At 49.4% G+C, this 23,051-nt stretch carries 17 protein-coding genes and 1 tRNA gene; 7 read left to right on the forward strand and 11 right to left on the reverse strand.

The features are described from left to right. Nucleotides 1-16: 16 nt before the first annotated feature. Nucleotides 17-1,684, reverse strand: coding sequence for a putative transporter (locus DW205_RS01265; RefSeq protein ID WP_005868157.1), 1,668 nt, complete (start codon nucleotides 1,682-1,684; stop codon nucleotides 17-19). Between the two features lie 97 nt (nucleotides 1,685-1,781). On the opposite strand from DW205_RS01265, the gene DW205_RS01270 reads away from it, so the two are divergent. Both DW205_RS01270 and DW205_RS01275 read left to right on the forward strand, forming a co-directional pair. Beyond that, nucleotides 1,782-2,135, forward strand: a complete 354-nt coding sequence (locus DW205_RS01270; protein ID WP_005868159.1) for a hypothetical protein — start codon at nucleotides 1,782-1,784, stop codon at nucleotides 2,133-2,135. Between the two features lie 100 nt (nucleotides 2,136-2,235). After that, complete coding sequence (locus tag DW205_RS01275) at nucleotides 2,236-4,542, forward strand: TonB-dependent receptor (protein WP_005868161.1); 2,307 nt, start codon at nucleotides 2,236-2,238, stop codon at nucleotides 4,540-4,542. 23 nt (nucleotides 4,543-4,565) lie between these two features. Here the strand turns inward: DW205_RS01275 and DW205_RS01280 are convergent, their stop codons facing one another. From DW205_RS01280 to DW205_RS01310, 7 genes are all read right to left on the reverse strand, one after another. After that, the gene (locus tag DW205_RS01280; RefSeq protein WP_005868163.1) at nucleotides 4,566-6,446 is read right to left on the reverse strand and encodes a radical SAM protein; all 1,881 of its coding nucleotides are present in this window, start codon (nucleotides 6,444-6,446) and stop codon (nucleotides 4,566-4,568) included. Nucleotides 6,447-6,463: 17 nt separating this feature from the next. Continuing rightward, the gene (gene yihA / locus DW205_RS01285; protein WP_005868165.1) at nucleotides 6,464-7,066 is read right to left on the reverse strand and encodes a ribosome biogenesis GTP-binding protein YihA/YsxC; all 603 of its coding nucleotides are present in this window, start codon (nucleotides 7,064-7,066) and stop codon (nucleotides 6,464-6,466) included. 58 nt (nucleotides 7,067-7,124) lie between these two features. Next, entirely contained in the window at nucleotides 7,125-8,588 is a 1,464-nt protein-coding gene (locus tag DW205_RS01290; protein WP_005868167.1) for a sodium:solute symporter, read from the reverse strand. A gap of 41 nt (nucleotides 8,589-8,629) precedes the next feature. Next, complete coding sequence (locus DW205_RS01295; RefSeq protein WP_005868170.1) at nucleotides 8,630-10,213, reverse strand: bifunctional UDP-sugar hydrolase/5'-nucleotidase; 1,584 nt, start codon at nucleotides 10,211-10,213, stop codon at nucleotides 8,630-8,632. A 225-nt stretch (nucleotides 10,214-10,438) separates the two neighbouring features. Then, the gene (locus DW205_RS01300; protein ID WP_005868172.1) at nucleotides 10,439-12,817 is read right to left on the reverse strand and encodes an FtsX-like permease family protein; all 2,379 of its coding nucleotides are present in this window, start codon (nucleotides 12,815-12,817) and stop codon (nucleotides 10,439-10,441) included. A gap of 148 nt (nucleotides 12,818-12,965) precedes the next feature. Beyond that, nucleotides 12,966-14,279: a SpoIID/LytB domain-containing protein gene (locus tag DW205_RS01305; protein WP_005868173.1), complete on the reverse strand. Its 1,314-nt coding sequence runs from the start codon at nucleotides 14,277-14,279 to the stop codon at nucleotides 12,966-12,968. A gap of 17 nt (nucleotides 14,280-14,296) precedes the next feature. Continuing rightward, nucleotides 14,297-16,294, reverse strand: coding sequence for an OPT family oligopeptide transporter (locus DW205_RS01310; RefSeq protein WP_005868174.1), 1,998 nt, complete (start codon nucleotides 16,292-16,294; stop codon nucleotides 14,297-14,299). Between the two features lie 484 nt (nucleotides 16,295-16,778). On the opposite strand from DW205_RS01310, the gene recR reads away from it, so the two are divergent. The 3 genes from recR to DW205_RS01325 are packed head-to-tail and all read left to right on the forward strand — an operon-like array spanning nucleotide 16,779 to nucleotide 19,131. Further along, entirely contained in the window at nucleotides 16,779-17,405 is a 627-nt protein-coding gene (recR, locus tag DW205_RS01315; RefSeq protein WP_005868175.1) for a recombination mediator RecR, read from the forward strand. A 26-nt stretch (nucleotides 17,406-17,431) separates the two neighbouring features. Further along, nucleotides 17,432-18,598 carry a glycosyltransferase family 2 protein gene (locus DW205_RS01320; protein WP_005868176.1) on the forward strand — a complete coding sequence of 389 codons (1,167 nt, stop codon included), beginning with the start codon at nucleotides 17,432-17,434 and terminating at the stop codon, nucleotides 18,596-18,598. Nucleotides 18,599-18,615: 17 nt separating this feature from the next. Further along, nucleotides 18,616-19,131: a GNAT family N-acetyltransferase gene (locus DW205_RS01325; RefSeq protein WP_005868177.1), complete on the forward strand. Its 516-nt coding sequence runs from the start codon at nucleotides 18,616-18,618 to the stop codon at nucleotides 19,129-19,131. Here DW205_RS01325 and DW205_RS01330 read toward each other — a convergent pair. Both DW205_RS01330 and DW205_RS01335 read right to left on the reverse strand, forming a co-directional pair. Beyond that, complete coding sequence (locus DW205_RS01330) at nucleotides 19,123-19,719, reverse strand: YqgE/AlgH family protein (RefSeq protein WP_005856219.1); 597 nt, start codon at nucleotides 19,717-19,719, stop codon at nucleotides 19,123-19,125. The two genes, DW205_RS01325 and DW205_RS01330, sit on opposite strands and share 9 nt — an antisense overlap. A gap of 120 nt (nucleotides 19,720-19,839) precedes the next feature. Continuing rightward, nucleotides 19,840-21,153 carry a pyridoxal phosphate-dependent aminotransferase gene (locus DW205_RS01335; protein WP_005868178.1) on the reverse strand — a complete coding sequence of 438 codons (1,314 nt, stop codon included), beginning with the start codon at nucleotides 21,151-21,153 and terminating at the stop codon, nucleotides 19,840-19,842. Nucleotides 21,154-21,297: 144 nt separating this feature from the next. On the opposite strand from DW205_RS01335, the gene DW205_RS01340 reads away from it, so the two are divergent. Continuing rightward, nucleotides 21,298-21,371, forward strand: a tRNA-Asp gene (locus DW205_RS01340). Between the two features lie 145 nt (nucleotides 21,372-21,516). Further along, entirely contained in the window at nucleotides 21,517-22,419 is a 903-nt protein-coding gene (locus tag DW205_RS01345; protein WP_005868179.1) for an AraC family transcriptional regulator, read from the forward strand. Between the two features lie 13 nt (nucleotides 22,420-22,432). Here DW205_RS01345 and DW205_RS01350 read toward each other — a convergent pair whose 3' ends face one another. Further along, a complete protein-coding gene (locus DW205_RS01350) occupies nucleotides 22,433-22,996 on the reverse strand; it encodes a sugar O-acetyltransferase (RefSeq protein WP_005868180.1) in 564 nt (187 codons plus the stop codon). Between the last annotated feature and the right edge of the window lie 55 nt (nucleotides 22,997-23,051).

Genomic DNA, 23,051 nt, shown 5'->3' on the forward strand with positions numbered 1-23,051 from the left:
TAGACTTTTTAAGCAGTCAAGTGAATAACATGATCAATAATTGGGCAGAAATCACCCGGATGAACATGGATAACGGGTAAACCGTAGCGTAAGATACGGAAGGCTCGTCACCCTCGACGGTCGTATTGGCATAACTCAAGGCCATCGGATTGGCCATGCTTCCGCATAGCATACCTATGTTGTGGGCGTAATCTAGCTTGAAGAATTGAGAGGCGATGAACCCGACGATCAAGACCGGTACGATCGTCAATAGGAAACCGAGGCCGATCCATAACAATCCTTCGGCACGGAAGACGGTCTCGAAGAAATGAGCTCCGGAGTCGATTCCCAGTCCCGCCAGATAGATCACTATACCAAACTGCCGCATCATCAGGTTCGCGCTCTGGGTGGTATAAGTCGTTAGGTGGAAACGGGGGCCGAACGCACCCATCAAGATTCCAACGATGATCGGTCCTCCGGCGATACCCAGCTTGATGGGGGTACTCATTCCCGGTATGGCAATTGGGATCGCCCCGATTAATACGCCCAGCGTAAGTCCTACGAATATGGCAAGCAGGTTGGGGTTATCCAGCCGTTTCAGCTCGTCTCCCAAGATCTTACCCACGTTATTCACGGAATTGGCCTCGCCTACGATCGTTAGTTTATCCCCGATCTGTAGACGGAGGTCACGGGAGGCCACCAGATCGATACCCGCGCGGTTCACCCGGGTGATGTTGATCCCGTATAGGTTGCGGAGCCGGAGCGAGCCTAGCTTTACCCCGTTTACCCGGTTGCGGGTTACGACGATACGGCGGGAGATCAATTGGCTGTCGATAGCGTTCCAGTCAATATCTTCCTTATTCCAGTCCGTAGTCTCTTGTTCTCCGAAAAGTACCTTGATGGATTCGACATCCGCCTTTACGGATATGATAAGCAAATGGTCTTTTTCCTTTAAGATGGTTTCAGAGGTAGGGATCGTCACCTTTCCGTTCCTCCAGAGGCGGGAGATCACGAAATGTTTCTCTGTCAATTTCATGACTTGCTGGATGCTCTTATTGTAAATAGAGGGGTTTAATACCTGAAATTCCGCTACGTTTGTTGTCGTGTCTTGCTCCTTATGCGTGTCCTGTGTCTTTTTAGCGAATAAGGACCTCAAGATGATAATAGCGAGAATTACGCCTACGACACCTAATGGATAAGCTACGGCACAGGCCAGAGCCATATCCGTTACGTTCCTCGTATTTTCCGGATCCATCTGTAAGAGCGCTTGCTGGGCGGCACCTAGGGCCGGGGTATTCGTTACGGCACCGGATAGCAACCCTACCATAACGGGGACGGAGATTCCTGTTATCCAATGAAACACCAACGTCAAAATCAGTCCTAAAGCGATCACCCCTAATCCCATCGTATTCATTTCCACCCCGCCTTTTTTTAGGGAAGAGAAGAAACCGGGACCTACCTGCAATCCCAAGGTATATACGAAAACGATAAGCCCGAAATTCTGGGCGAAGTTCAGCATGTCCTTATTTACGGTAATGCCCAGATGCCCTGCCATAATACCGGCGAAGAATACAAAAGTAATGCCTAATGAAATGCCGAATATCTTTAGCCGCCCTAAATACACACCAACCGCCGCCACGATAGAAATGACAGCCACGGCCTGTATCATCGAGGGTTCTGCAAGCGTCTCAAGTAACCAATTCATAAGAGTTTCTTTTTTGCTTTAGAAGCGCGAAAATACATAAAACAAAGCAATTAAAAAAATTGTAGTATCTTTGCCCACGAAATAACGATGATACAGGGTGAGGGAAACGATGGTTAAATATATAAAGTGGTTGCTGCCGGTACTTTTTATTGCGTATTATAGCAGCGTCTCGCTTTTTACGCACGTCCATGTGGAGCATGGTACGACCATCGTGCATGCGCACCCTTTCAAGAAGACGGCGGACGGTACTTGCCATCATCATGCCTCTCTGGCGGAGATACAGTTGTTTCATATGCTCTCGTCTATTCACGTGATGGACGGGGCGATTCACCCGTTACGTTTACAATTCTATTCTTTAGAAGTATCTAATCTTTCCGAGTCTCCGGTCTATCCGGATCATGTCACTTCCGTTGAGGGACTGCGATACCTGCGGGCTCCCCCAGTTGTTTGATTACATATCCAGAAATCAATATCCGTTTGTAGAGACGGGGCATGCCCCGTCTCCTCGGCAATTCGTAATCATTAATATTCAAACAACTATTAATCAAGCAATGAATAAGTTTATTACACTTATACTATGCCTGTGCTGTATCTTTACGTCAGCGTGGGCAGAGGGAGACGATCATGTTTCCCTGAATCCTTCCGACGCTAATATCGTAGGTCATATCCTCGATAAGAAAACAGGAGAGCATCTCTCTTTTATCAATGTCTATCTCCACGGTACGACAATCGGTACGACTACCGACGCGACCGGTCATTATTATATGAAAAATCTTCCTGAGGGGAAATATACCTTGGTCATGAAGTCTATCGGATATAAAACCGAGGAGAAGACGGTGAACCTTAAGAAAGGGAAGACATTGGAGATTAATTTCAATGCCGAGGAAGACGCTGTCTCCTTGGACGGTGTTGTCGTATCGGCAAACCGTAACGAGACGACCCGCCGTCTGGCTCCTTCCTTGGTAAACGTGCTCGACTCCAAGGTGTTCGAGACCACACACGCGACTTCCTTGGCCGACGGCTTGAATTTCCAGCCCGGCGTGCGTGTGGAGAATAACTGCCAGAATTGCGGTTTCCAACAAGTGCGTATCAATGGTCTGGAAGGCCCTTATACCCAGATCTTGGTGGATAGCCGGCCGATCTTCAGCGCCCTGACTGGCGTATATGGCTTGGAGCAGATCCCGGCGAATATGATCGAGCGGGTGGAGGTGATGCGCGGAGGAGGCTCGGCCTTGTTCGGTTCGTCCGCTATCGCCGGTACGATCAATATCATCACGAAGGAGCCGATGCGCAACTCTGCCCAGATCGCCCATTCGTTGACGATGATCGGGGGAAGCCGTCCGGATAACAATACCACCGTGAACGCCTCGTTGGTGACGGACGATCATAAGGCGGGTATCTACCTCTTCGGGCAGGGCCGCCACCGTGCCTCTTACGACCATGATGGCGACGGCTACTCAGAGCTTGGTAAGTTGGAGGCGAAGACCCTCGGATTCCGTTCCTACCTAAAGACCAGCAATTACTCCAAGCTCACTTTCGAGTACCATAACATCAGCGAGTTCCGCCGGGGCGGTAATTTATTGGATCTTCCGCCTCACGAGACGGATATCACCGAGCAGACCGACCACCAGATCAACGGGGGAGGCCTGAAATTCGATCTTTTCTCTCGTGACTATCATCATCGGCTGAATGTGTACACCTCCGCCCAGCATACGAAACGCCAGAGTTATTACGGCGCCGGAAAAGACCCGAACGCCTATGGTAACACGACGGACATGACCTTTATCGGTGGCGCCCAATACTCCTACGAATGGGACAAATGCCTTTTTATGCCCGCTACCTTTACGGGAGGTGCCGAGTATAGCTACGATGATTTGCAGGACGAGATGCTTGGTTATAACCGTACGATCGCCCAGACCGTGCATATCGGTAGTGCTTTTGCCCAGAACGAGTGGAAGAATGATCGTTGGAGTTTCTTGATCGGTGGCCGTTTGGATAAGCATAATATGATGGATCACGTGATCTTTAGCCCTCGTGCGAACGTGCGTTTCAATCCGACGAAGGATATCAACCTGCGTATGTCGTACTCCAGCGGTTTCCGGGCTCCTCAAGCGTTCGACGAGGATTTGCATATCACCGCCGTGGGTGGCGACGTGGCGATCATCCAGATCTCCCCGGACTTGAAGGAGGAGAATTCGCAGAGCGTGAGTGCTTCCGTAGATTTCTATCATCGCTTCGGCCCGGTTCAGGTGAATTTCTTGGTGGAAGGTTTCTATACGGATTTGCGGAACGTGTTTATCTTGGAGGAGATCGGCCGTGACGAGGATAATAACCTGCTGATGGAACGCCGTAACGGAAAGGGTGCCCGTGTGATGGGTATCAATCTGGAGGGTAAGATGGCCTATTCTTGGATGCAGATACAGGCGGGCGCTACCTTGCAACGGAGCCGTTACAAGGAGGCGGAGCAATGGAGCGAGAATCCGAATATCACTCCGCAGAAGAAGATGTTCCGCTCTCCGGACGTATATGGTTATTTCACTTCTACCTTCACGCCGGTCAAGCGTTTCTCCGCTTCCTTGACGGGTACATATACGGGAAGTATGTTGGTGCAGCACTTGGCGGGTTATATCCCGGAAGATCGTGAGGAGAAGACTCGTGATTTCTTCGACTTGAATCTCAAGCTGGCTTATGACTTCCCGATCTTCAAGTCCGTGACTTTACAGGTAAATGCTGGAGTCCAGAATATCTTCGACTCCTATCAAGATGATTTCGACAAGGGAGCGCACCGGGATGCCGGGTATATCTATGGCCCGGGGATTCCCAGAAGTTATTTCGTGGGGTGTAAGATCAGTTATTAAATACTCGGCGAGCCTCCGCGGGGCTATTCCTCCACTATTCTCTCTATATAATTTGGCGGCAGGGTGGTGCGTGGCACTTTCATGCCGCCAAACCATTTATGCAAAGGCAAATCGAAACCAGTTCCATTCATGTAATTATAGAGGGAAACGCGAAGCCCCTCGCTGAAAAGCTCCGGATCGCAGCCGGAAAGCGCCTCGAACTGTACGTCATTACGGGCGAATCCCCCAAAGGGAGACTCCGTGACACGGCAACTGTACTCGGCGGGGTGCAACCCCACAGGACTATGTGCTGTCATGGCGAAACGATGCCAAAATCCGGATTGGATCAGCCCTAGCTCAAACATTTGCCGGACTGTTTCCAAGGAATCTATGGTTTCTTGAGCGGTTTGGGTCGGGAAACCATACATCAAATAGGCATGGACCATGATACCAGCCCCGATAAAGTTGTTGGCGACCCGTGCCACCTGAGCCACTGTCACCCCTTTATTTATCAGTTTGAGGAGTCGGGGAGAGGCTACTTCCAGGCCTCCCGATACGGCGATGCAGCCACTTCGTTGAAGAAGGTCGCATAGTTCCTCAGTATAGCTTTTCTCAAAACGAATATTTCCCCACCACACGACGGTTATCCCACGGCGGATTATCTCCTGCGCCATTTCCCGTAGCAAGGCGGGTGGAGCGGCCTCGTCCACGAAATGGAAGCCGATCTCACCGGTTTGCTCGATCAAGCGCTCCATACGGTCTACCAAAGTCTTGGCTGTATTCGGCTCATATCGTTTGATGTAATCCAATGAGCCGTCGCAGAAGGCGCATTTCCCCCAGTAGCAACCGTGCGCCAAGGTCAGTTTATTCCAGCGACCATCGCTCCAAAGCTTGTGCATCGGGTTGGCCATTTCCATGACGGAGATGTATTTGTCCAGCGGCAAGCCCTCGTAATCCGGGAATCCAGTCTCGCTTTGCCGGCAAGCGGGGTAAGCGGGATTATCTTGATAAACGACCCGGCTACCGCTCTCGTCCAAGGAGAAGGTGCGTACCAGTTCCTCTTTTGGGATCGCCCCGTCTAGATAGCGTAACACTTGGAAAAGTGGGTCCTCTCCATCATCTAGCAAGAGATAATCGATGTATTTGAAGAAGCGTGTATCCGTGATGGAGCGAAGTTCCGTATTCACGAAACCACCTCCCATAAGGATCGGGATATCGGGATGTGCCTGCCGCAGCCACTGGGCGAGCCGGAGGGAACTGAATAAATTCCCCGGGAAAGGTACGCTGAATGCGATCACCTTGGACTTGCTCTCGGCTATGTGCTTTTCTAATAGCGGCTGCGTCATGCGATCGATAAAGCTGAAAGGCTTTTGGAGGGCTTCCTCGATCTCGTCGAAGGAGGAGGCGCAGCGGCCTAGATGCTCGGCATATCGGCTGAAACCGAAATCCGGGTCGATCGTTTCCCGGATCAAGTCGCAGAGATCCTCCAGATACAAGGTTGCCAGATAACGGGCTTTATCCCGTAATCCCGAAGTACCGAATGCCCATTCCAGCTCCTCCTCGTTTTGGCTCCCGCGATCGCTTTCTGGAAGGTAATCTTGATTACAGATGCGATAAGCGAGAGGATCGTTCTTTCCTTGAAGGAAAGCGACAACGGCGGTTATCGTGTCGATATACCGTTGCTTATTAGCCAGCATCCCCCGGACTTTAGCCGGATATTTACCTTTCCGTCGCTCGATCTCGGCGAATAACTCCCCGAGACCCTGCGTGGAAAACAAAGTCAAGATTGTCTCGATACCCAGATCCGCCTGCCCGGCACGTACACCCTTTGCCTCCAAATAACCTTTTAGGTAAGCCGTGGAAGGATAAGGCGTATTGATCTGCGTAAACGGAGATAAAACCAGAAGAACCGAAGCTAATCCCATATCAACTCAACTAATTTTCAATTATTCAAGCTATTGTTGATAGACTCGATATAGTCCAGAATCTCATCCCGTCCCTCTTTCTTCTCCGAGGAAGAGAGGAAGATCGGAGGAAGCTCTTCCCAAGTCTCCAGTAATTTATCCGTATAGACTTTTAGGTTCTCTTTCAAGCGTCCCTTGCTGATCTTGTCGATCTTCGTGAAGATGATAGAGAAAGGAACCCCGCTCTCACCCAGCCATTCCATAAACTCCAGATCGATCTTTTGCGCCTCGTGGCGGCAGTCCAAAAGGACAAATAGGTTGGTCAGTTGCTCGCGATCGAGGATATAGTTCTCGATGATACGTTTCAATTGCTCCCGGTTCTCCTTGCCTCGTTGGGCGAAGCCATACCCCGGAAGATCTACCAGATACCACTCGTCATTGATAAGAAAATGATTGATAAGTAAAGTCTTACCCGGTGTTTGAGAAGTCATCGCCAAGCCCTTCTTGTTGGTAAGCATATTGATCAAGGAGGATTTGCCTACATTACTTCGTCCGATGAAGGCATACTCCGGCTTATTACCCTCGGGGCATTTCCTTACGTCTGTGTTACTGATAACAAATTCTGCGCTTTTAATTTCCATAAAATATAAATTAATGAATAATGAATAGTGAATAGTGAATAATGAATAATGGCGAAGCTTAATTTTCAATTTTCAATTTTCCATTTTCAATTGCCGAAAGCCACAGCCCGGCGAACGTGATGCCTCCGTTTACCATAAGCATCTCATAGCCGAACGTATAGCCTGCGTATTGTTTCACCAAGAAATCCGTGGCGAGGCAAATCAACGGGGAGGCTATACAGATATAGGGCACGTATTTGTCACGGGGGTTCCGCTTCGTGAAAAGCCCGAAAACAAACAGCCCCAATAGAGGACCATACGTGTACGACGCTATCATGTAGATCGCGTCGATAACACTCCGGTTATTTACGGCCTTGAACGCCAAGATGATCAAGACGAACAAGACGGATATCATCACGTGTACCTTTAGGCGGGTACGTTTCGCCCTTTTCGCTTCCTCTCTCTGCACGCCGAGGATATCCACGCAAAAAGAGGTGGTGAGCGCTGTCAACGCCGAGTCGGCGCTACTGAAAGCCGCCGCTATGATACCGATCGTAAAGAAGATCAAGATACTCCCGCCCAAGATCCCCGAGGTACAAAACATCGGGAGGATATCGTCGTTGAGGGTTGGCAACTGGATGCTCCGCTGTGCCGCCAATGTCAGTAGCAGTACCCCCAGCGCGAGAAACAAAAAGTTGACCGGCGTGAAGGCGAATCCATATGTGTACATATTTTTCTGGGCATCTTTCAAGCTCTTGCAGGAGAGGTTCTTTTGCATCATGTCCTGATCCAGCCCGGTCATGACGATCGTGATAAAGATACCGCTGAAGAACTGCTTGAAGAAGTTCTGCGTACTATGCCAATCGCCGAACTCGAAGATCCGGAAATGAGGGCTTTCCACCAAGGTCTGCGCCATACCCCTGAAATCCAGTCCCATCTTGTCCTTCACCTGCCAGATGATCACGATCAACATTGCCACGAGACAAAGGGCCTGCAACGTATCTGTCCAGATGATCGTCTTGATACCGCTCCGGAACGTATATAGCCATACCAGCAGGATACTGAGGATAGCGGTCACGGCGAATGGGATGTTCCAAGCGTTGAACACGTAGGTTTGCAAGATCAAGACCACCAGATATAAGCGTGCGGCCGCCCCTACGATCTTCGAGAGCAGGAAGAATGAGGCCCCTGTCTTGTACCCCCTTCTCCCGATCCGGTCATCCAGATACGAGTAGATGGAGGTAAGTTGCAACTTATAGTATAGCGGTAGCAATACCTTGGCTATAATGATATATCCCACGAAGAAGCCTAATACAGTCTGCATATACGTCATATCGATCGCCCGCACCATGCCGGGTACCGATACGAACGTCACCCCCGATAAGGATGTCCCTACCATACCGATAGAAACGATATACCAAGGTGATTTCCTGTTCCCGAGGAAGAATGCCTCGTTGCTGTTATTACGTCCCGTGATCCATGCTATCAGCAGCAAGACGGCGAAATAGGCAGCGATAATAAAAAGGATCATATAGCTGTTCATGTATTGCTAACTTCTGTCTTCTTCTGCGCAAAGATACGGCTTTACTTTGAAATAACCGGCATATGCGTGGATTCTACCGTGATGGGTTTCTTGAAGCCCTTTAGGTAGTCCATGAAAGCGTCGGTCGATATGATACCTAATTTATCGAATTCCGGGATCTCGTAGCCCTTGAATAAAGAGGCGTCGTACCCGTCTCCGCCATCGGTGATGAAAGCGTCTAGGGTCACCACGCAAGGGGTATTGTCCTCGATCTCGGTCTTTTGCCCGTCTCTTGTATAGACTATTTTCTCGATCTTATTTCCGCTTAGGGTAAGCGTGAGGTCGGAGGATTGAAGGAAACCGTTCGGATTCTTCCGTCCATCCTCCAATAGCTTCTTCAACCGCTTGCCGTCGAAACGATAGGCAACGATAGCGGAGCCGAAAGGCAGGATGTTGCCGGCACGCAGTCGGGTGATATCCCCTTTCGGAAGGGCCGCACGGATACCTCCGTAATGGTTTACGCCGATCACCGGCTGATCCTTGTAAGCGGGCATCTCTTTTTGGAAACGCTTGGCGTAAGCGGCCGTGACCAACGCCCCGATAGGCGTATAGTCGAACTTATTGATGGTACGGTCGTGGATCAAGGCCTCTTTTGCCGTGGCAAGTTTCTCGTTCAGCCGATATTTATCCATGATCTTCTCCACGGCCTCTCGCATCTCCGGGTTCTCCTCGCAGGCTACACGCACGGTATCCCCTTGGATGAAAGAGATATCCCGGTGTCCGTTGAAATCTTGTATCTGGAACAGCAGTTTCCCGATATGGGTACCGTTTACGCCGGCTTGGATGATGGGGATGTTATTGATTTTATCGAGCACCAGCTCATGCGAGTGGGCGGATATGATGGCGTCTACCTTATCGATGAACGGCAGTCCTTGGGCGTTCTCCTCGGTGATGCGGTAAGGCATTTTCATATCCGTGCCGATGTGCATCAAGAGGATAATCATATCGATCTGGCCCTCTTTCTTTAACTGGTAGACGGTTTGTATGCAGGCCGCTCCCAGCGGATGCGTGAACTGAAGCCCTTTCAGGTTCTCCGGCTTGGTCTTGACGTAGGTGTCCGTCGTGGTCAGTCCGATGAAGGCTATGCGCAGGGAGGAGCCATCTTTCAACTTACGCTCTACGATACGATAGGGACTCAACCAGTCGGGGTGAGTATATCTCTTCTCTTCGGTGATATTGGCGGCCACATGGGGGATATTCAAAGCGGCGGTGTCCACTAGATAAGGAAGCCCCCAGTCGAACTCGTGGTTACCGATGGCGGACATCTCCACGTCCATCGCCTCGTACATCTCTTTGATAGGCTCGCCTTTCGTGATCTTGGAGAAATAGCTTCCGCTGAAATTATCTCCGCCTGAGACAACGATGGAATGCGGATAGCGTTGCTTCTCGTTTTGTGTCATTTGTACCAACCGGGCGGCTCCCGGCGTGATCCCGTCGGAGGCGAAAGCCCCATGGAAATCGTTGAATGAGAAAATGGCTAAAGTGTCTATCGAGCTAGACGGGGTGGCGATATCTTGAGCGAATAGGGGAGCGGTTAGCGCGCTGCCTAGTAAAATCGCCGATACGAATTGTTTTTTCAGTCCCATGGTTGTATGTATTAATAGGGACAAAAGTAGGAAAAATAACGGGATTCACCGAGGAAAACGCCCGATTCGTCGAATTCTTTTTGATCGTTTTAAACCTTCGGCCTACCTTTGTATCATAGTAATAGCTCGTGAGAGTGAAAGCGAACCGGTTGTTCATCATAACCGGGAAATAGGTAAACATTAAGTCAAAGGGCTGCCGTCTGGATAAGATGCGGCCCTTTTGATTTATTCGGACTTGAGGTTGTTTACGGGATTGTCGTGGGTGGTACGGAATACGTTATATCCGGAAACCGCCAGTATGACAGTGAGTACCAATACGCCTCCTCCCACGAATAGATACCAGGATAGCTGGATCTTCTCCGAAAATTGCTCTTGCCATTTCTGGGAGATATAGAAAGCGATACCGCAACCAAGTAAGATGGCCGGCAATGCCATGGTGATGATATCTTTCAAGAAAATATGGAGTATGTCTTTTACCGTGGCTCCGTTAATCTTGCGGATCGCCATTTCTTTCCGGCGACGGTTCACCTCGTCGTTCGTGTATCCGATCAATCCGATGAAGACGATCAGCAAGGTGACGATGCCACCGATCATGACGGAGTCACGGAATTTCCGGGAGGAGGTGTATCCTTCCAGCATCTCGCTCTTGAAGGAGATTACGTTGAGTTCTTTATCCGGGATGAGTTGCCCCATTAGATCCTGCGTCTTGCGTAGAGCCTCGGAAGAAAGACTATGGTACCGAATGACCATATGTTGGGCCGCCCCTTTCGTATAGAACATGATCTTGGCTCGCGGATCTTCTCCCGCTATGGAACCTAGGCGGAAGTCCTCGAATACGCCCCGGATCGTGAAGAGAGGCATCGACTCGGACTTGGTATCGTGTCCGGTTATTTGTACCGTCTTGCCCACGGCTCCATCCTTCCAGTCGGCGAAAGGTTTCATGTATTCAATGAAATTGCGGCTCACCAGTATCTCTTGCGAGGAGGTGGTATTCTCTGTGAAGTATTGTCCTTCTACGATCGGGATTTCCAATACGTTCAGGTAATCGTTTCCTACGTCGTAGAGGTCGGCGATGTTGAATAGTTCCCGGTCGTCTCCCGGAAGATAGACGTTATTGCCCGAGGCTCCCCAGAAAGGAAGGTTATAGCAAGTCGTGATGGCGTCTACCTCGGGCAATCTCTGGGTTTCCTCGATCAGTTTGGCACGCCCCGTGGAGTCTACGGCACCGATATACACATAGGCGAGGTTCTCGGGATTGTATCCCGGATGATCATTTACCATATGGTCGTATTGCTTGCCTACCACTAGCAATAAGGAGGCGAGGAAGCTGATTGCCGTGAACTGGAAGAACAAGAGTCCCAGTTTCCAAAGGCGGCGTGCTTCACGAATACTCCGGAAAACAGCCGCTACAGGAATGCGTCCTAAGAACCAGCCGGTAGCTATGCCCGTAGAGATAAGTACGACTATGACCGTGAGGCATATCGCCCGCATACCCGTGGATAGGAATAACGATCGGACTCCCGTGCCGATCAGCTCCTTTATAATTCCTTGAAATCCTAGGATCAAAAGTACGACCAGCACTAGTGCGACGGTGACGTGGGTCCCTACCTCGGACAACGCCATACCTTGGATATCCTTACCGCTCGCCCCGTAACATTTGCGTACGGCCATCTCTTTCGTGCGGTTCACGATGGAGGAGATCACGATCAATATATAGTTCATTACGGCGGTGAAGATCAATACGAAGGCGATGAACGAGAGGATCAAGGCCATACGTTTGGCCATATCGTCCTCCATATGTACGTTGAGTAGTTTGTGGAAGGTGAAGGTCAGTTCCACGCCGGCTTTCTTAAGGTCGTTTACGGGGAAATGCTTGTCGATCATCTGTCTCATTCCCGCTTCCAACTGGGCCTCTGTCGTACCCGGCGATACCTTGACATAACTTTGGTAGCGGTCGTTTCCGGTTAACATATGGGTTCCGTCCCACATGAACTTGCTGATGGAAGAAAGGGATACGATAATGTCATAACTCTGTTCGGTGTTGTCCGGTAGTTTCTTGAATACGCCGCCTATCGTGAGGGCTTGTCCCGGCGCGTCGTCAATCTCGAAGCGTTTTCCCATCACGTTACCGCCGATACGTTCGGCGATCTCGTCGGATACGAGCACGTACATGGGTTGGGAGAGAACTTGCTTAGGGTCTCCGATGAGCATGGGGCGGGGCAATACGTCGAAAAGACAACTGTCCGCTAGGATGAAGGTCGCTTTGAGCCGATGCTTGTTGTCGGACATCGTAAAAGGGGAGTTTCCCCGGAAGTACGTATAGCGTGTGGCGGCCTCGATCTCCGGTGTCTCTTGTTTCAAGAGGGGGATTACTCCGGCGGGCGTTTGCCCGTGGTCGCCCACTTCCCCGTTCATGAAAAATTTCTCATATACTCGATAGATCCGGTCTCCGTCCGGATAGAAGTTATCGTAGGTGTTCTCGAAGTGGACTTTAGCGATCAGCACCAAGCCGATGGTCAGTCCTATACCCAAGGAGATAATCTTCATTACATTGTGTTGCCCTCTCTTAAAAAGGGAGCGAATTGCGATCCCGATGTTTTTCATATTGTTATTGTATTATTTTCCGGTAAGATAAAATCAAATACCGTGCCATTGTGTTTATGTGGTTGAAAAACAGAGGGGTGAGTAGCGTATGATTATTTATGAGTGTCCAATAATTGGACAAGGGTGTCCAGATTTTGGACACCTTTGTTTAATACATTTTCTCAATAGAGGCTCCGGGGAAATAATGCGTGAGGATTTTCCGGTACGAATACCCTTTGGCTCCCATCACGGCGGCTCCGATCTGGCAAAGCCCTACGCCATGTCCCCATCCGGCTCCCGTCAAGATGAAGCGGGAGGGGATATCGAGGCGGATATCCTTCTTATCGACAACAAAGGCCGAGCTGTATAGATGCGTCTCGGATAATGTCCGGCGTATCTCAAGCTCTTTGCCGATGGTGAACGAACGGCGTACCCCTACGATCTTGAGTTTCGTGATACGTCCGGACGAACCTCTTTCCAACGGTACAAGATCGATGATCGGCCCGAAATCCATACCCGTTTTCCGGTGGATCAACCCCGATAGTTCCTCTTGCGTGTATTCTACTTTCCAACGGTAGAAATCCGTGGTCTCTTGATCGTAGTTGTTTAGCACTTGGCTAAGGATCTCCTTGTCCGTTGTATTACAGAAGGCTTCGGGTGAGGTACGTATCCATTGTTCCGCTTCCCGCTCGTCCGTCAAGTCGGGATAGGCGGGAGTCTCGCCGTCCCTCAATGCGGTAAGATAGGAGTGGGGAACCGGTTCCCAGCAATTCTCGAATTTCTCGGTCACGCCTCCGCAGCATTTCGAGAACCGGGCGTCGCAGATCGTATCGTTATCCATCAATACCTCTCCACGGGTCTCTTTGATCACCTCCCTGACTATCGGGTTCGATGCCCGGGTAATACCTTGGTAACGCTGGCAATGGTCGTCGGCACAGACATCGAACAACTCATGGTCCTCCCGGTCGTACCAGCGGATCAAGGTCTCGTTGTCGCGGTAACAACTTTTATAGGGCGTAACCGATCCGTTCAAGTTGAAATTCTTCTCGACCTGCGCCAAGAGCCAGCTTCGCGAGATCACGGCATGGGCTTTCAGCAACTCTTTGGAGGCGTTGGCGCTCATCTCCGAGGAGATTACGCTGGTAAGGTATTCCTCCACGTCCACTTGGTTGATCGTGACGATTCCTTTATCGGTCGCCACGAGGTTCAACGCTCCCTTGAAGCGTTGATCCTCCTGTCGTTGCCAGTGAAAATCCACGCCGATCGTGACCGCCTTCAAGTCGAAAGAGGATTGCGGGCTGGTCGGCTCGAAGAATAGCTCCTGATAAAGCTTCCCATTGTACACGATCTTGCCGTTTACCCAGAGGGCACGTTGCTCGCCTATGGTGAACGTGCCGGTTTCCGTATGTACATACTCTTCGTTAAAAACAAATGAGACCGCTTTGTGGGTCATGATTCCCACATTGATTACAGGTGCTTCCATATCCTTATTCCTTTATTCTATTCTTTTTTCGCGTTCAGGGAATTAAATGTGAGGTAAGCGATCATGACAAGGTACATGACAACCGCCAGTATCTCGGCGGCATTGCTAGATGCCCATTCCTCGTTCATCAAGTTGATTCCGCCGAAGCGTAAGGCCGCACTGACCACCCCCATCAAGGCACCGCCGGCGATAAAGCCGGAAGCCAGTAACGTACCTTTCTCCAAGCGGGCCGAGTTCAAGCTTTGGTCTTTGCTACGGCTTCCTACGTACCAACTGATCGCTCCACCGATCAAAAGCGGCGTATTCAGGTCCAAAGGAATAAACATACCCAAAGCGAATGCCAACGCCGGTATCTTGCAGAAGTTCAATACGACAGCGAGGACGGCTCCGATCGCGTATAAAGCCCAAGGTGCCCCCGAACCACTCATCAACGGCTCGATAACGGCGGCCATAGCGTTCGCTTGCGGAGCGGCCAATTGCCCGGTCGTGAAACCGTACGTCTGGTTCAATATCAAGATCACGCCTCCTACCGTAGCGGCAGAAACTAGTGTGCCTAAGAATTTCCAAGTCTCTTGCTTGGCGGGTGTGCTCCCCAGCCAATAGCCGATCTTTAAGTCGGTAATGAAACCTCCCGCCATGGAAAGCGCCGTACAAACCACGCCTCCGATAATCAGGGCGGATACCATGCCGGCCGGCCCTTTCAACCCTACGGCGACCAAGATGATGGAGGCGAGGATCAACGTCATGAGCGTCATGCCCGATACCGGGTTCGTCCCTACGATAGCGATAGCGTTTGCCGCTACGGTCGTAAACAGGAAAGCGATCACCCCGACCAGCAATAAGCCGATGGCGGCATGGAACCAATTATGAAGTACGCCGAACTGGAAGAACAGGAAGGTGACGATCAGCGATACGATGATACCGATCGTTATCACTTTCATCGACAAATCCTTTTGCGTACGTATAGTATTACTCTCCACAGCGTCTCCTTTTCCTTTCAACTCGTTCGCCGCCAAGCCTACGGCTCCCTTGATGATTCCCCAAGAGTTGATGATGCCGATCACCCCGGCGGTAGCGATACCTCCGATACCGATGTGGCGGGCGTAGGTGGTGAAGATTTGCTCGGCGCTCATGCTCCCGACGGTCGCCGTGATAGCGTCATTGCCGAACGTAAGTACGTCGGCGCTGAAAATGGCGGACATGGCGGGGATGATCACCAACCATACCAAGAATGAACCGGCGCAGATGATCAAGGAGTATTTTAATCCGATGATGTAACCCAGACCTAGTACGGCAGCGCCCGTATTGACCTTCAACACGATCTTGGCTTTCTCCGCCAGCATCTCACCGGCTCCGACGATACGGGTACTGATCGTCTCGCCCCACCAACCGAAGGTGGCGATGATGAAGTCGTACAAACCACCGATTAATCCGGCGAAGATCAAGGGCTTCGCTTGGCTTCCGCCTTTCTCGCCGGAGACGAGTACTTGCGTGGTAGCCGTAGCTTCCGGGAAGGGATACTTACCGTGCATGTCGGATACGAAATATTTACGGAACGGGATTAATAGCAAGATCCCGATGATACCTCCTAACAAGGAACTCATGAAAACCTCGAAGAAATTGACCGTGATCTCCGGATATTTGTCTTGCAGGATATAAAGGGCGGGCAAGGTGAAAATGGCCCCCGCCACGATCACGCCGCTACTAGCCCCGATAGACTGGATGATGACGTTCTCTCCCAAGGCGTTCTTCCGCTTGAATCCGCTAGACAACCCTACGGCGATGATAGCGATCGGGATGGCGGCCTCGAATACTTGACCGACCTTCAGGCCCAGATAAGCGGCCGCCGCGCTGAATATCACCGCCATGACCAATCCCCAAAGGACGGACCAAGGCGTAACCTCCGGATAGTGTTTGTTGGGAGACATAAGAGGCTTGTAGCTTTCCCCTTCTTTTAATTCTCGGTAGGCGTTTTCTGGCAGCCCGGTTACCTTTTCTTCATTTTCTGGTTTCACGATATTAAAATGTTAGATTATAAGTTCGTAATAGCTCCACCAAACGGGTGTTGGGTGACAAATTTATGTTTTCTGGCTGAGACATGCAAGGATTCTTTAGAATAGTTAGGGCAACCGTACCCAAATTATCTATATGAATTCTTGCCCAGTAGCGTATGAATTCTTGTTCGCATGCTGTATAATTCTACAAACCACGGCGTGATCTGTACAGACCAAGTCGTGGAATATACAAATCACGTCGTGGTCTGTACATCCCACGGCGATCATTTGGAAATAGATCAAGTAGTAAGTATGTTTGTATATGGCAAAAAGAATGTTTATTACTTGAGGACATGAACAATTATACCTAGAGCAGTTATAGTTGTACATATCAAGCAAGAGATGTGCGACTTGAATGGGATGGGGGAGAAGCCGAGTAAATAATTTGAGGTTTATCGTTAATTCGTAAATTCTTTCTATTTTTGTAGTCAAATACAGAAAGTAGATGAATCAAAGATATCCTTCAGCCTTGTTGGAAAATGCCGTGAATGAATTGGCTTCCTTGCCGGGGGTGGGGAGGAAGACAGCGCTCCGGCTAGCGCTTTATATGTTGCGCCGGGACGTCGGCTATACGGAAAACTTCGCCGCGGCCTTGGTCGCCCTCCGTCGAGACGTGAAGTACTGCAAGGTCTGCCATAATATATGTGATGATGAGGTTTGCTCTATTTGCGCCAACCCCAGCCGTGACCATTCCTTGGTTTGCGTGGTAGAGAATATCAAGGAGGTGATGGCGATAGAGAATACCGGGCAATTCCGTGGCGTATACCATGTGTTGGGCGGGATCATCTCGCCGATGGATGGTATCGGACCGGGAGACTTGCGTATCGACAGTCTGGTGCGACGTGTGGCCGAAGGTGAGGTGAAAGAGATCATCTTAGCGTTGAGCACTACCATGGAAGGCGATACGACTAACTTTTTTATTTACCGGAAGCTATCCGGTTACGATGTGAGGATCAGTGTCATCGCACGTGGCGTATCTATCGGTGATGAGATCGAGTATGCCGACGAGATCACCTTAGGACGATCCATTATCAATCGTACCGAGTTCAATCTCACCTCTTCTAATTCATAAATCATAACTCATAATTAATATCCGGAATGACCTACGAAGAAACCAAGTTGTCCGTTATCATCGTTAACTATAACGTGAAGTATTTTCTGGAGCAATGCCTCTATTCTGTCCGTGCCGCCGTAACGGGGATGGACGCCGAGGTGTTCGTGGTGGATAATAACTCGACGGATGGATCTGTCGAATATCTCCGGCCTAAGTTCCCGGAAGTGGTTTTCATCGAGAATAAAGATAATCCCGGTTTCGCCAAGGCCAATAATCAGGCGATCCGTCAGTGCACCGGTGAATACGTGTTATTGCTGAATCCCGATACCGTGGTGGGAGAGGAGAGCCTCCGCAGCCTGTGCTTCCAGATGGATGAGGATCCGGAGATCGGGGCTATCGGCGTGAAGATGCTGAATGGGCACGGGGTATTCTTGCCGGAGAGCAAACGGGCTTTCCCTTCGCCTTGGGTGTCGTTCTGCAAGATATTCGGCCTTTCAAAGCTGTTTCCTAACTCTCCGGCATTCGCACGTTATAGCCTGCCGTATCTGGATAAAGAGCAGACGCATAAGGTGGAGGTGCTGGCGGGTGCGTTCATGTTGCTTCGCCATGAGGCGTTGGATAAGGTTGGCTTGTTGGATGAGTCGTTCTTCATGTATGGGGAGGATATCGATTTGTCTTATCGGATCGTGTTGGGAGGCTATAAGAACTTGTACGTGCCGGAACGGATCCTGCATTATAAGGGGGAGAGTACGAAGCATGGTGACTTGAGGTACATAAGGGCTTTTTACGGCGCCATGTTGATTTTCTATAAGAAATATTATCCGGGGTCCGGTTGGTTGATGCGGATACTGATCCGGTTGGCTGTCCTGCTGAAAGCTTGCTGGGCGACGATTTCAGCCCCTCTACGCAAGAAGGCTAAAGCGGTTAAGCATCGCCGCCTTTTGATCTTGTGTAGGGAGGATCATTTTGAGGAGGTAAAGGCCGTTTGCCTGAAAGCTATGCCGGATCTGGAATTCGTGAATCTCTGGGATTTGGACGTGGAGCGTGTGATGGATGCTATCTGTCGCAAGAACCAGATGAAAGGCTTTACGGACTACGCTTTCTGCTTCCCCGATGCCCGTTACGAGCAGATGCTCTTGTTTATGGACAAGCTCGTGAACAAGAAAGCGGTTTACCATATATATACGAAGAAGAGTGGTCGGCTTGTTTAAGTAATCCTTGGGTAAATATGTTATTGTCGAATGATAGAGTCCGTTTGAGGGCATTGGAACCAGAGGATCTGGAGTTGTTGTATCGTTGGGAGAATGATCCGGAGTTATGGGAAGTAGGGAATACCTTGGCTCCCTATTCCCGTTATATATTGAAGGAATATATAGCGGGTAGCGACCGGAGTATCTATGAGTCTCGCCAACTTCGCTTCATGATCGAGGATTGCGATACGGGGACTTCCGTGGGGATCGTGGACTTATTCGATTTTGAGCCGCATCCGAACCGGGCGGCTTGCGGTATTATGCTGGATCGTAAGTATCAAGGACGTGGCTTCGCTACGGAAGCGTTAAGACTATTGATGGAATACGCTTATACGTTTTTGAAGCTTCATCAACTTTATGTGCATATTCCCGTGGCGAACGAGCCTAGCAAGAAATTATTTACCCGTCTGGGATTTGTCGAGGCGGGGACGCTTAAGGACTGGATCAGGACACCGGATGGTTATTCCGATGTCTGCATAATGCAGTTAATTTAAATACGGGTCCTTCGGATATTTTGTCCAAGTTTTATAATCATTGCCTAATAATTCTACGGAATCTTTCCAATAGCCCTCCCCATCGGCAGACAGGATATTATCGGTGGTGATATGGCTTACGGCCCACGAGTTCCGTTTGATTTCATGGTTTAATTGCCCTTCGGTCCATCCGGAGTATCCCAAGAAAAACTTCACTTTCCCATCGATTGGGTGCCCGTTGAGGATGTATCGTTTCAATGCGTTGAAATCCCCGTCGAAATATAAATAATCATTGATCTTTAATGCGTCCGGAATGATATTATCCCCTAAGGAATGAATAAAGAACAAACGGTTGGGGCTGACCGGCCCCCCCAGATAAATCGGTATCTCCGGAAATTCGGCAAACTCCTTGAAAAAAGAGTTTACGATAAGATCCGTTTTTTTATTCAAGACAAATCCCATCGATCCGTGTTCCGTATGCTCTATTAATAATACGACGGAACGTTGGAAATAGGCATCTTGTAAAAAAGGCTCGGCAATCAGAATACTTCCTTGAATAGGAAGGACATCGTTATGTGTTATTTTAAATATATTTTTATAAGATGCCATGATCGTGAATGTTAGGTTGTTACTAATTCACCGACAATATAAGGCGTTTTTTAATAAGAAGCAAATGAAAAGCCCGGGATTCAAGTTAATAAACGTGAACCGACCGGGCTTATTGTTAATTTATGCTTGATGATTTTCCTCGAATAATCTCAGTCTTTCGTCCAGCAAATCATATTGGTGATCTTTTATGAAAGAGGTACAAGCCCGTAGTCCTTGTTGGTTACTGCCTGTGGTACTTAATGATATGGCGCTTACTCCGTAATAAACCAGCTCTTCCATCAATTGTCCGCCGGTCATTCCCGGGTAACCGATCGTGAAATAGAAACCGTCGGCTATCGGTTGGTCTAGATCGTGATCATAAACGATTGTGAAACCATGATCCGTAAAAATCTTCTTTAGTTTCTCCGCTCGGCGTCCGTATTCTTTCACTTGCGAGACAAAGTCGAACGTACCGTCCGCGGCGGCCTTGAACATGGCGGCTAAGGCGAATTGGGCCGAGTGGCTGGTTCCGGAAGATAGGGCGTATAAGACACGGTGGATATATACCGTACCGAACGTACCGCCTCCATAACGCTGAGTCAATCCCGGATAGGAGCGATGGTAAAGTTTATTGGAGATCGCTGTCACGCCGATACGCTGTCCGGCATAGCTGAACGCTTTGGAACCGGATATCTGCATGATATAATTATCGGTATAACGGGCTACGCTCGCTTGGTAAGGAGGCTCGAAAGGACATCCGAGGTCCTTGCGGAAATCCATGGCAAAATAGGCGAGGTCCTCTATGACGATCACGTCGTATTTGTTGGCCATCTCGCCGATGATCTTCAACTCCTCATCGGTGAGGCAGAACCAAGCCGGATTGTTCGGGTTGGAATAGATCATCGCGGCAATATTGCCTTTGGAAAGATGCGTTTCCAAGGCCTCACGCAATCGCTCGCCACGGTATTCGTATACGTCGAACGACTCATATTTATAGCCCATAACGGCTATTTGCTGTTTCTGCACGGGGAATCCGGGGTCGATAAACAAGATGGTGTCTTTTCCCGGCGTACATTGTCCGGCCGTAAGGAAAGAGGCGTATGTGCCCTGCATGGAACCGGTTACGGGTACGCAACACTCCGGGTCTATATCTATATTTATAAACGCCTTGATAAAGCGGGAAGCTTGCTTTTTCACTTCGGGAGTTCCGTTGATGTTCGGGTAGATAGACGCTATACCGCTACGAAGGGCTTCGATCTCAGCGTCTACGCCTACTTGAGCGGCTTTCAAGCCCGGTACGCCCATTTCCATATGGATGAACTCGGTTCCCGTTTCTTGTTCCAATTGCGTGGATATGGCAACTACCTCCCGGATAGTCGCTTTCCCAAAATCGGGAAGTCCAAAGCCATCGATAATCCGTCTGGCTGTCTGATAGTCTACAGGAGTATTTTTCATGCTAGTGTTAATTATATATGAGGGACAAAAGTATGAAATTTATCGATTTGTTCTAATTTTTTCATCCTAAACTATTGCTAATTCAAAAAATCCACCTATCTTTGCACCGCAATTCAACGGAATAGCGATAAAGAATAACATTTTGGTCTGGTAGTTCAGCTGGTTAGAATACATGCCTGTCACGCATGGGGTCGCGGGTTCGAGTCCCGTCCAGACCGCTTTTTATTTCTCCTTCCTCTTTTTAAATTTTCCTTTAATACATATTTTAGTACGATATCATCCGGTTCGATGGATTTTGCCTGATGGCATGAGGTTGTTATATTGGGAATGTTTATCTTTGAGACCAATAAAACAGATAGCCTTATGGAGAATCTAATAAAGATCGATACCGTTGATCAATACAACAAGATGTTTGGCTTGGAGACGTTGCACCCATTGGTGAGCGTGGTAGATTTATCCAAGTCCGAGACATGGCCTACTAATTTCCGGGTTAATTATGGTATATACGGACTTTTCCTGAAAGATACGAAATGCGGGGATATTCGGTATGGGAGGCAATATTATGATTATCAAGAAGGAACCGTAATAGGATTCGCTCCCGGGCAGGTGACGGGTATTGAGCTTAAGGATGGGACCCGGCCTTTGGCGCATGGGTTGCTTTTCCATCCGGACTTGATCCGTGGTACGGCTTTGGGACGGGACATCAAGCGTTATTCTTTCTTCTCCTATGAATCAAACGAGGCGTTACATCTCTCTGAGGAAGAGAAGGGGATCTTCGTGGATTGCCTGAGGAAAATCCAGATCGAGTTGGAGCACTCCATCGACAAGCATAGCAAACGGCTGATCGCGATGAATATCGAGTTGCTGCTCGATTATTGCCTGCGTTTTTATGACCGTCAGTTTACGACCCGTGCGGAGACGAATAAGGATGTGTTGGTGAGGTTCGAACGATTACTGGATGAATACCTGCAAAGTGATCTGTTAAGACAGGAAGGGCTACCTACTGTACGGTATTTCGCCGAGAAGATTTGTTTGTCCCCGAACTATTTCGGTGATCTGATCAAGAAAGAAACAGGGAAAACTGCCCAAGAAAATATACAAGACCGGATTATTTCCTTAGCGAAAGAATGGATATTAGGGACAAACAAGACCGTCAGCCAAATCGCTTACGACCTAGGATTCCAATATTCCCAGCACTTCAGCCGCATATTCAAGAAGACCGTGGGGTGTACCCCGAATGAATATCGGAAATCCCAGATGTCGTAATCGGTGTTACGGGTTATTGGATGTATTTTATGACCTTGGCGGGAACACCTCCCACGATGGCATTGTCCGGTACATCTTTAGTAACTACCGAGCCGGCTCCGACTATAGCGTTCTCGCCAATGGTTACGCCGGATAGGATCGTTGCGTTCGAGCCTACCCAGACATTCTTTTTCAAAACGATCGGGGCAGGGTAGGTAGTGCTCCGGTCTTCGGGGGCGAAGCCGTGGTTGAGGGTGGCAAAGACCACGTTATGCCCGATCTGGCAACCGTCGTCCAGTGTCACCCCGCCATGATCTTGAAAATGACAGCAAGCGTTGATGAAAACGTTCTTGCCTACCGTGATATTCTTCCCAAAATCCGTATAGAACGGGGGGAATACACGAAAAGACGGATCGACCGGCTTATTAAACAAGCGGGATAACAGCTCACGGATTTCCTCGGGATCGTGATATGAGCCGTTTAACTCGAATGTCATGCGCCTGGCCTCATCGCTCATCTCGTTCATAAACTGATGGATCTCGTCTCCTTTAAGAGGCTTTCCTGTTTCTACGTACTTCAAGAATTCGTTTAGTGTCATAATTGCTATTTTAATAAGTTCTACTTCTTGGTTTGTTTATCCCTTTTCGATTGCA

The sequence above is a fragment of the Parabacteroides sp. AM17-47 genome, from assembly GCF_003434625.1.
Taxonomy (GTDB): domain Bacteria; phylum Bacteroidota; class Bacteroidia; order Bacteroidales; family Tannerellaceae; genus Parabacteroides; species Parabacteroides distasonis.

What these genes read in the sequence shown, in the direction of transcription:
- DW205_RS01295 (WP_005868170.1), bottom strand. Translation starts at nt 10,213, where the DNA reads ATGGGACTGAAAAAACAATTCGTATCGGCGATTTTACTAGGCAGCGCG.
- DW205_RS01280 (WP_005868163.1), bottom strand. Translation starts at nt 6,446, where the DNA reads ATGGGATTAGCTTCGGTTCTTCTGGTTTTATCTCCGTTTACGCAGATC.
- recR (WP_005868175.1), top strand. Translation starts at nt 16,779, where the DNA reads ATGAATCAAAGATATCCTTCAGCCTTGTTGGAAAATGCCGTGAATGAA.
- DW205_RS01335 (WP_005868178.1), bottom strand. Translation starts at nt 21,153, where the DNA reads ATGAAAAATACTCCTGTAGACTATCAGACAGCCAGACGGATTATCGAT.
- DW205_RS01330 (WP_005856219.1), bottom strand. Translation starts at nt 19,719, where the DNA reads ATGGCATCTTATAAAAATATATTTAAAATAACACATAACGATGTCCTT.
- yihA (WP_005868165.1), bottom strand. Translation starts at nt 7,066, where the DNA reads ATGGAAATTAAAAGCGCAGAATTTGTTATCAGTAACACAGACGTAAGG.
- DW205_RS01320 (WP_005868176.1), top strand. Translation starts at nt 17,432, where the DNA reads ATGACCTACGAAGAAACCAAGTTGTCCGTTATCATCGTTAACTATAAC.
- DW205_RS01290 (WP_005868167.1), bottom strand. Translation starts at nt 8,588, where the DNA reads ATGAACAGCTATATGATCCTTTTTATTATCGCTGCCTATTTCGCCGTC.
- DW205_RS01300 (WP_005868172.1), bottom strand. Translation starts at nt 12,817, where the DNA reads ATGAAAAACATCGGGATCGCAATTCGCTCCCTTTTTAAGAGAGGGCAA.
- DW205_RS01350 (WP_005868180.1), bottom strand. Translation starts at nt 22,996, where the DNA reads ATGACACTAAACGAATTCTTGAAGTACGTAGAAACAGGAAAGCCTCTT.
- DW205_RS01305 (WP_005868173.1), bottom strand. Translation starts at nt 14,279, where the DNA reads ATGGAAGCACCTGTAATCAATGTGGGAATCATGACCCACAAAGCGGTC.
- DW205_RS01265 (WP_005868157.1), bottom strand. Translation starts at nt 1,684, where the DNA reads ATGAATTGGTTACTTGAGACGCTTGCAGAACCCTCGATGATACAGGCC.
- DW205_RS01275 (WP_005868161.1), top strand. Translation starts at nt 2,236, where the DNA reads ATGAATAAGTTTATTACACTTATACTATGCCTGTGCTGTATCTTTACG.
- DW205_RS01345 (WP_005868179.1), top strand. Translation starts at nt 21,517, where the DNA reads ATGGAGAATCTAATAAAGATCGATACCGTTGATCAATACAACAAGATG.
- DW205_RS01325 (WP_005868177.1), top strand. Translation starts at nt 18,616, where the DNA reads ATGTTATTGTCGAATGATAGAGTCCGTTTGAGGGCATTGGAACCAGAG.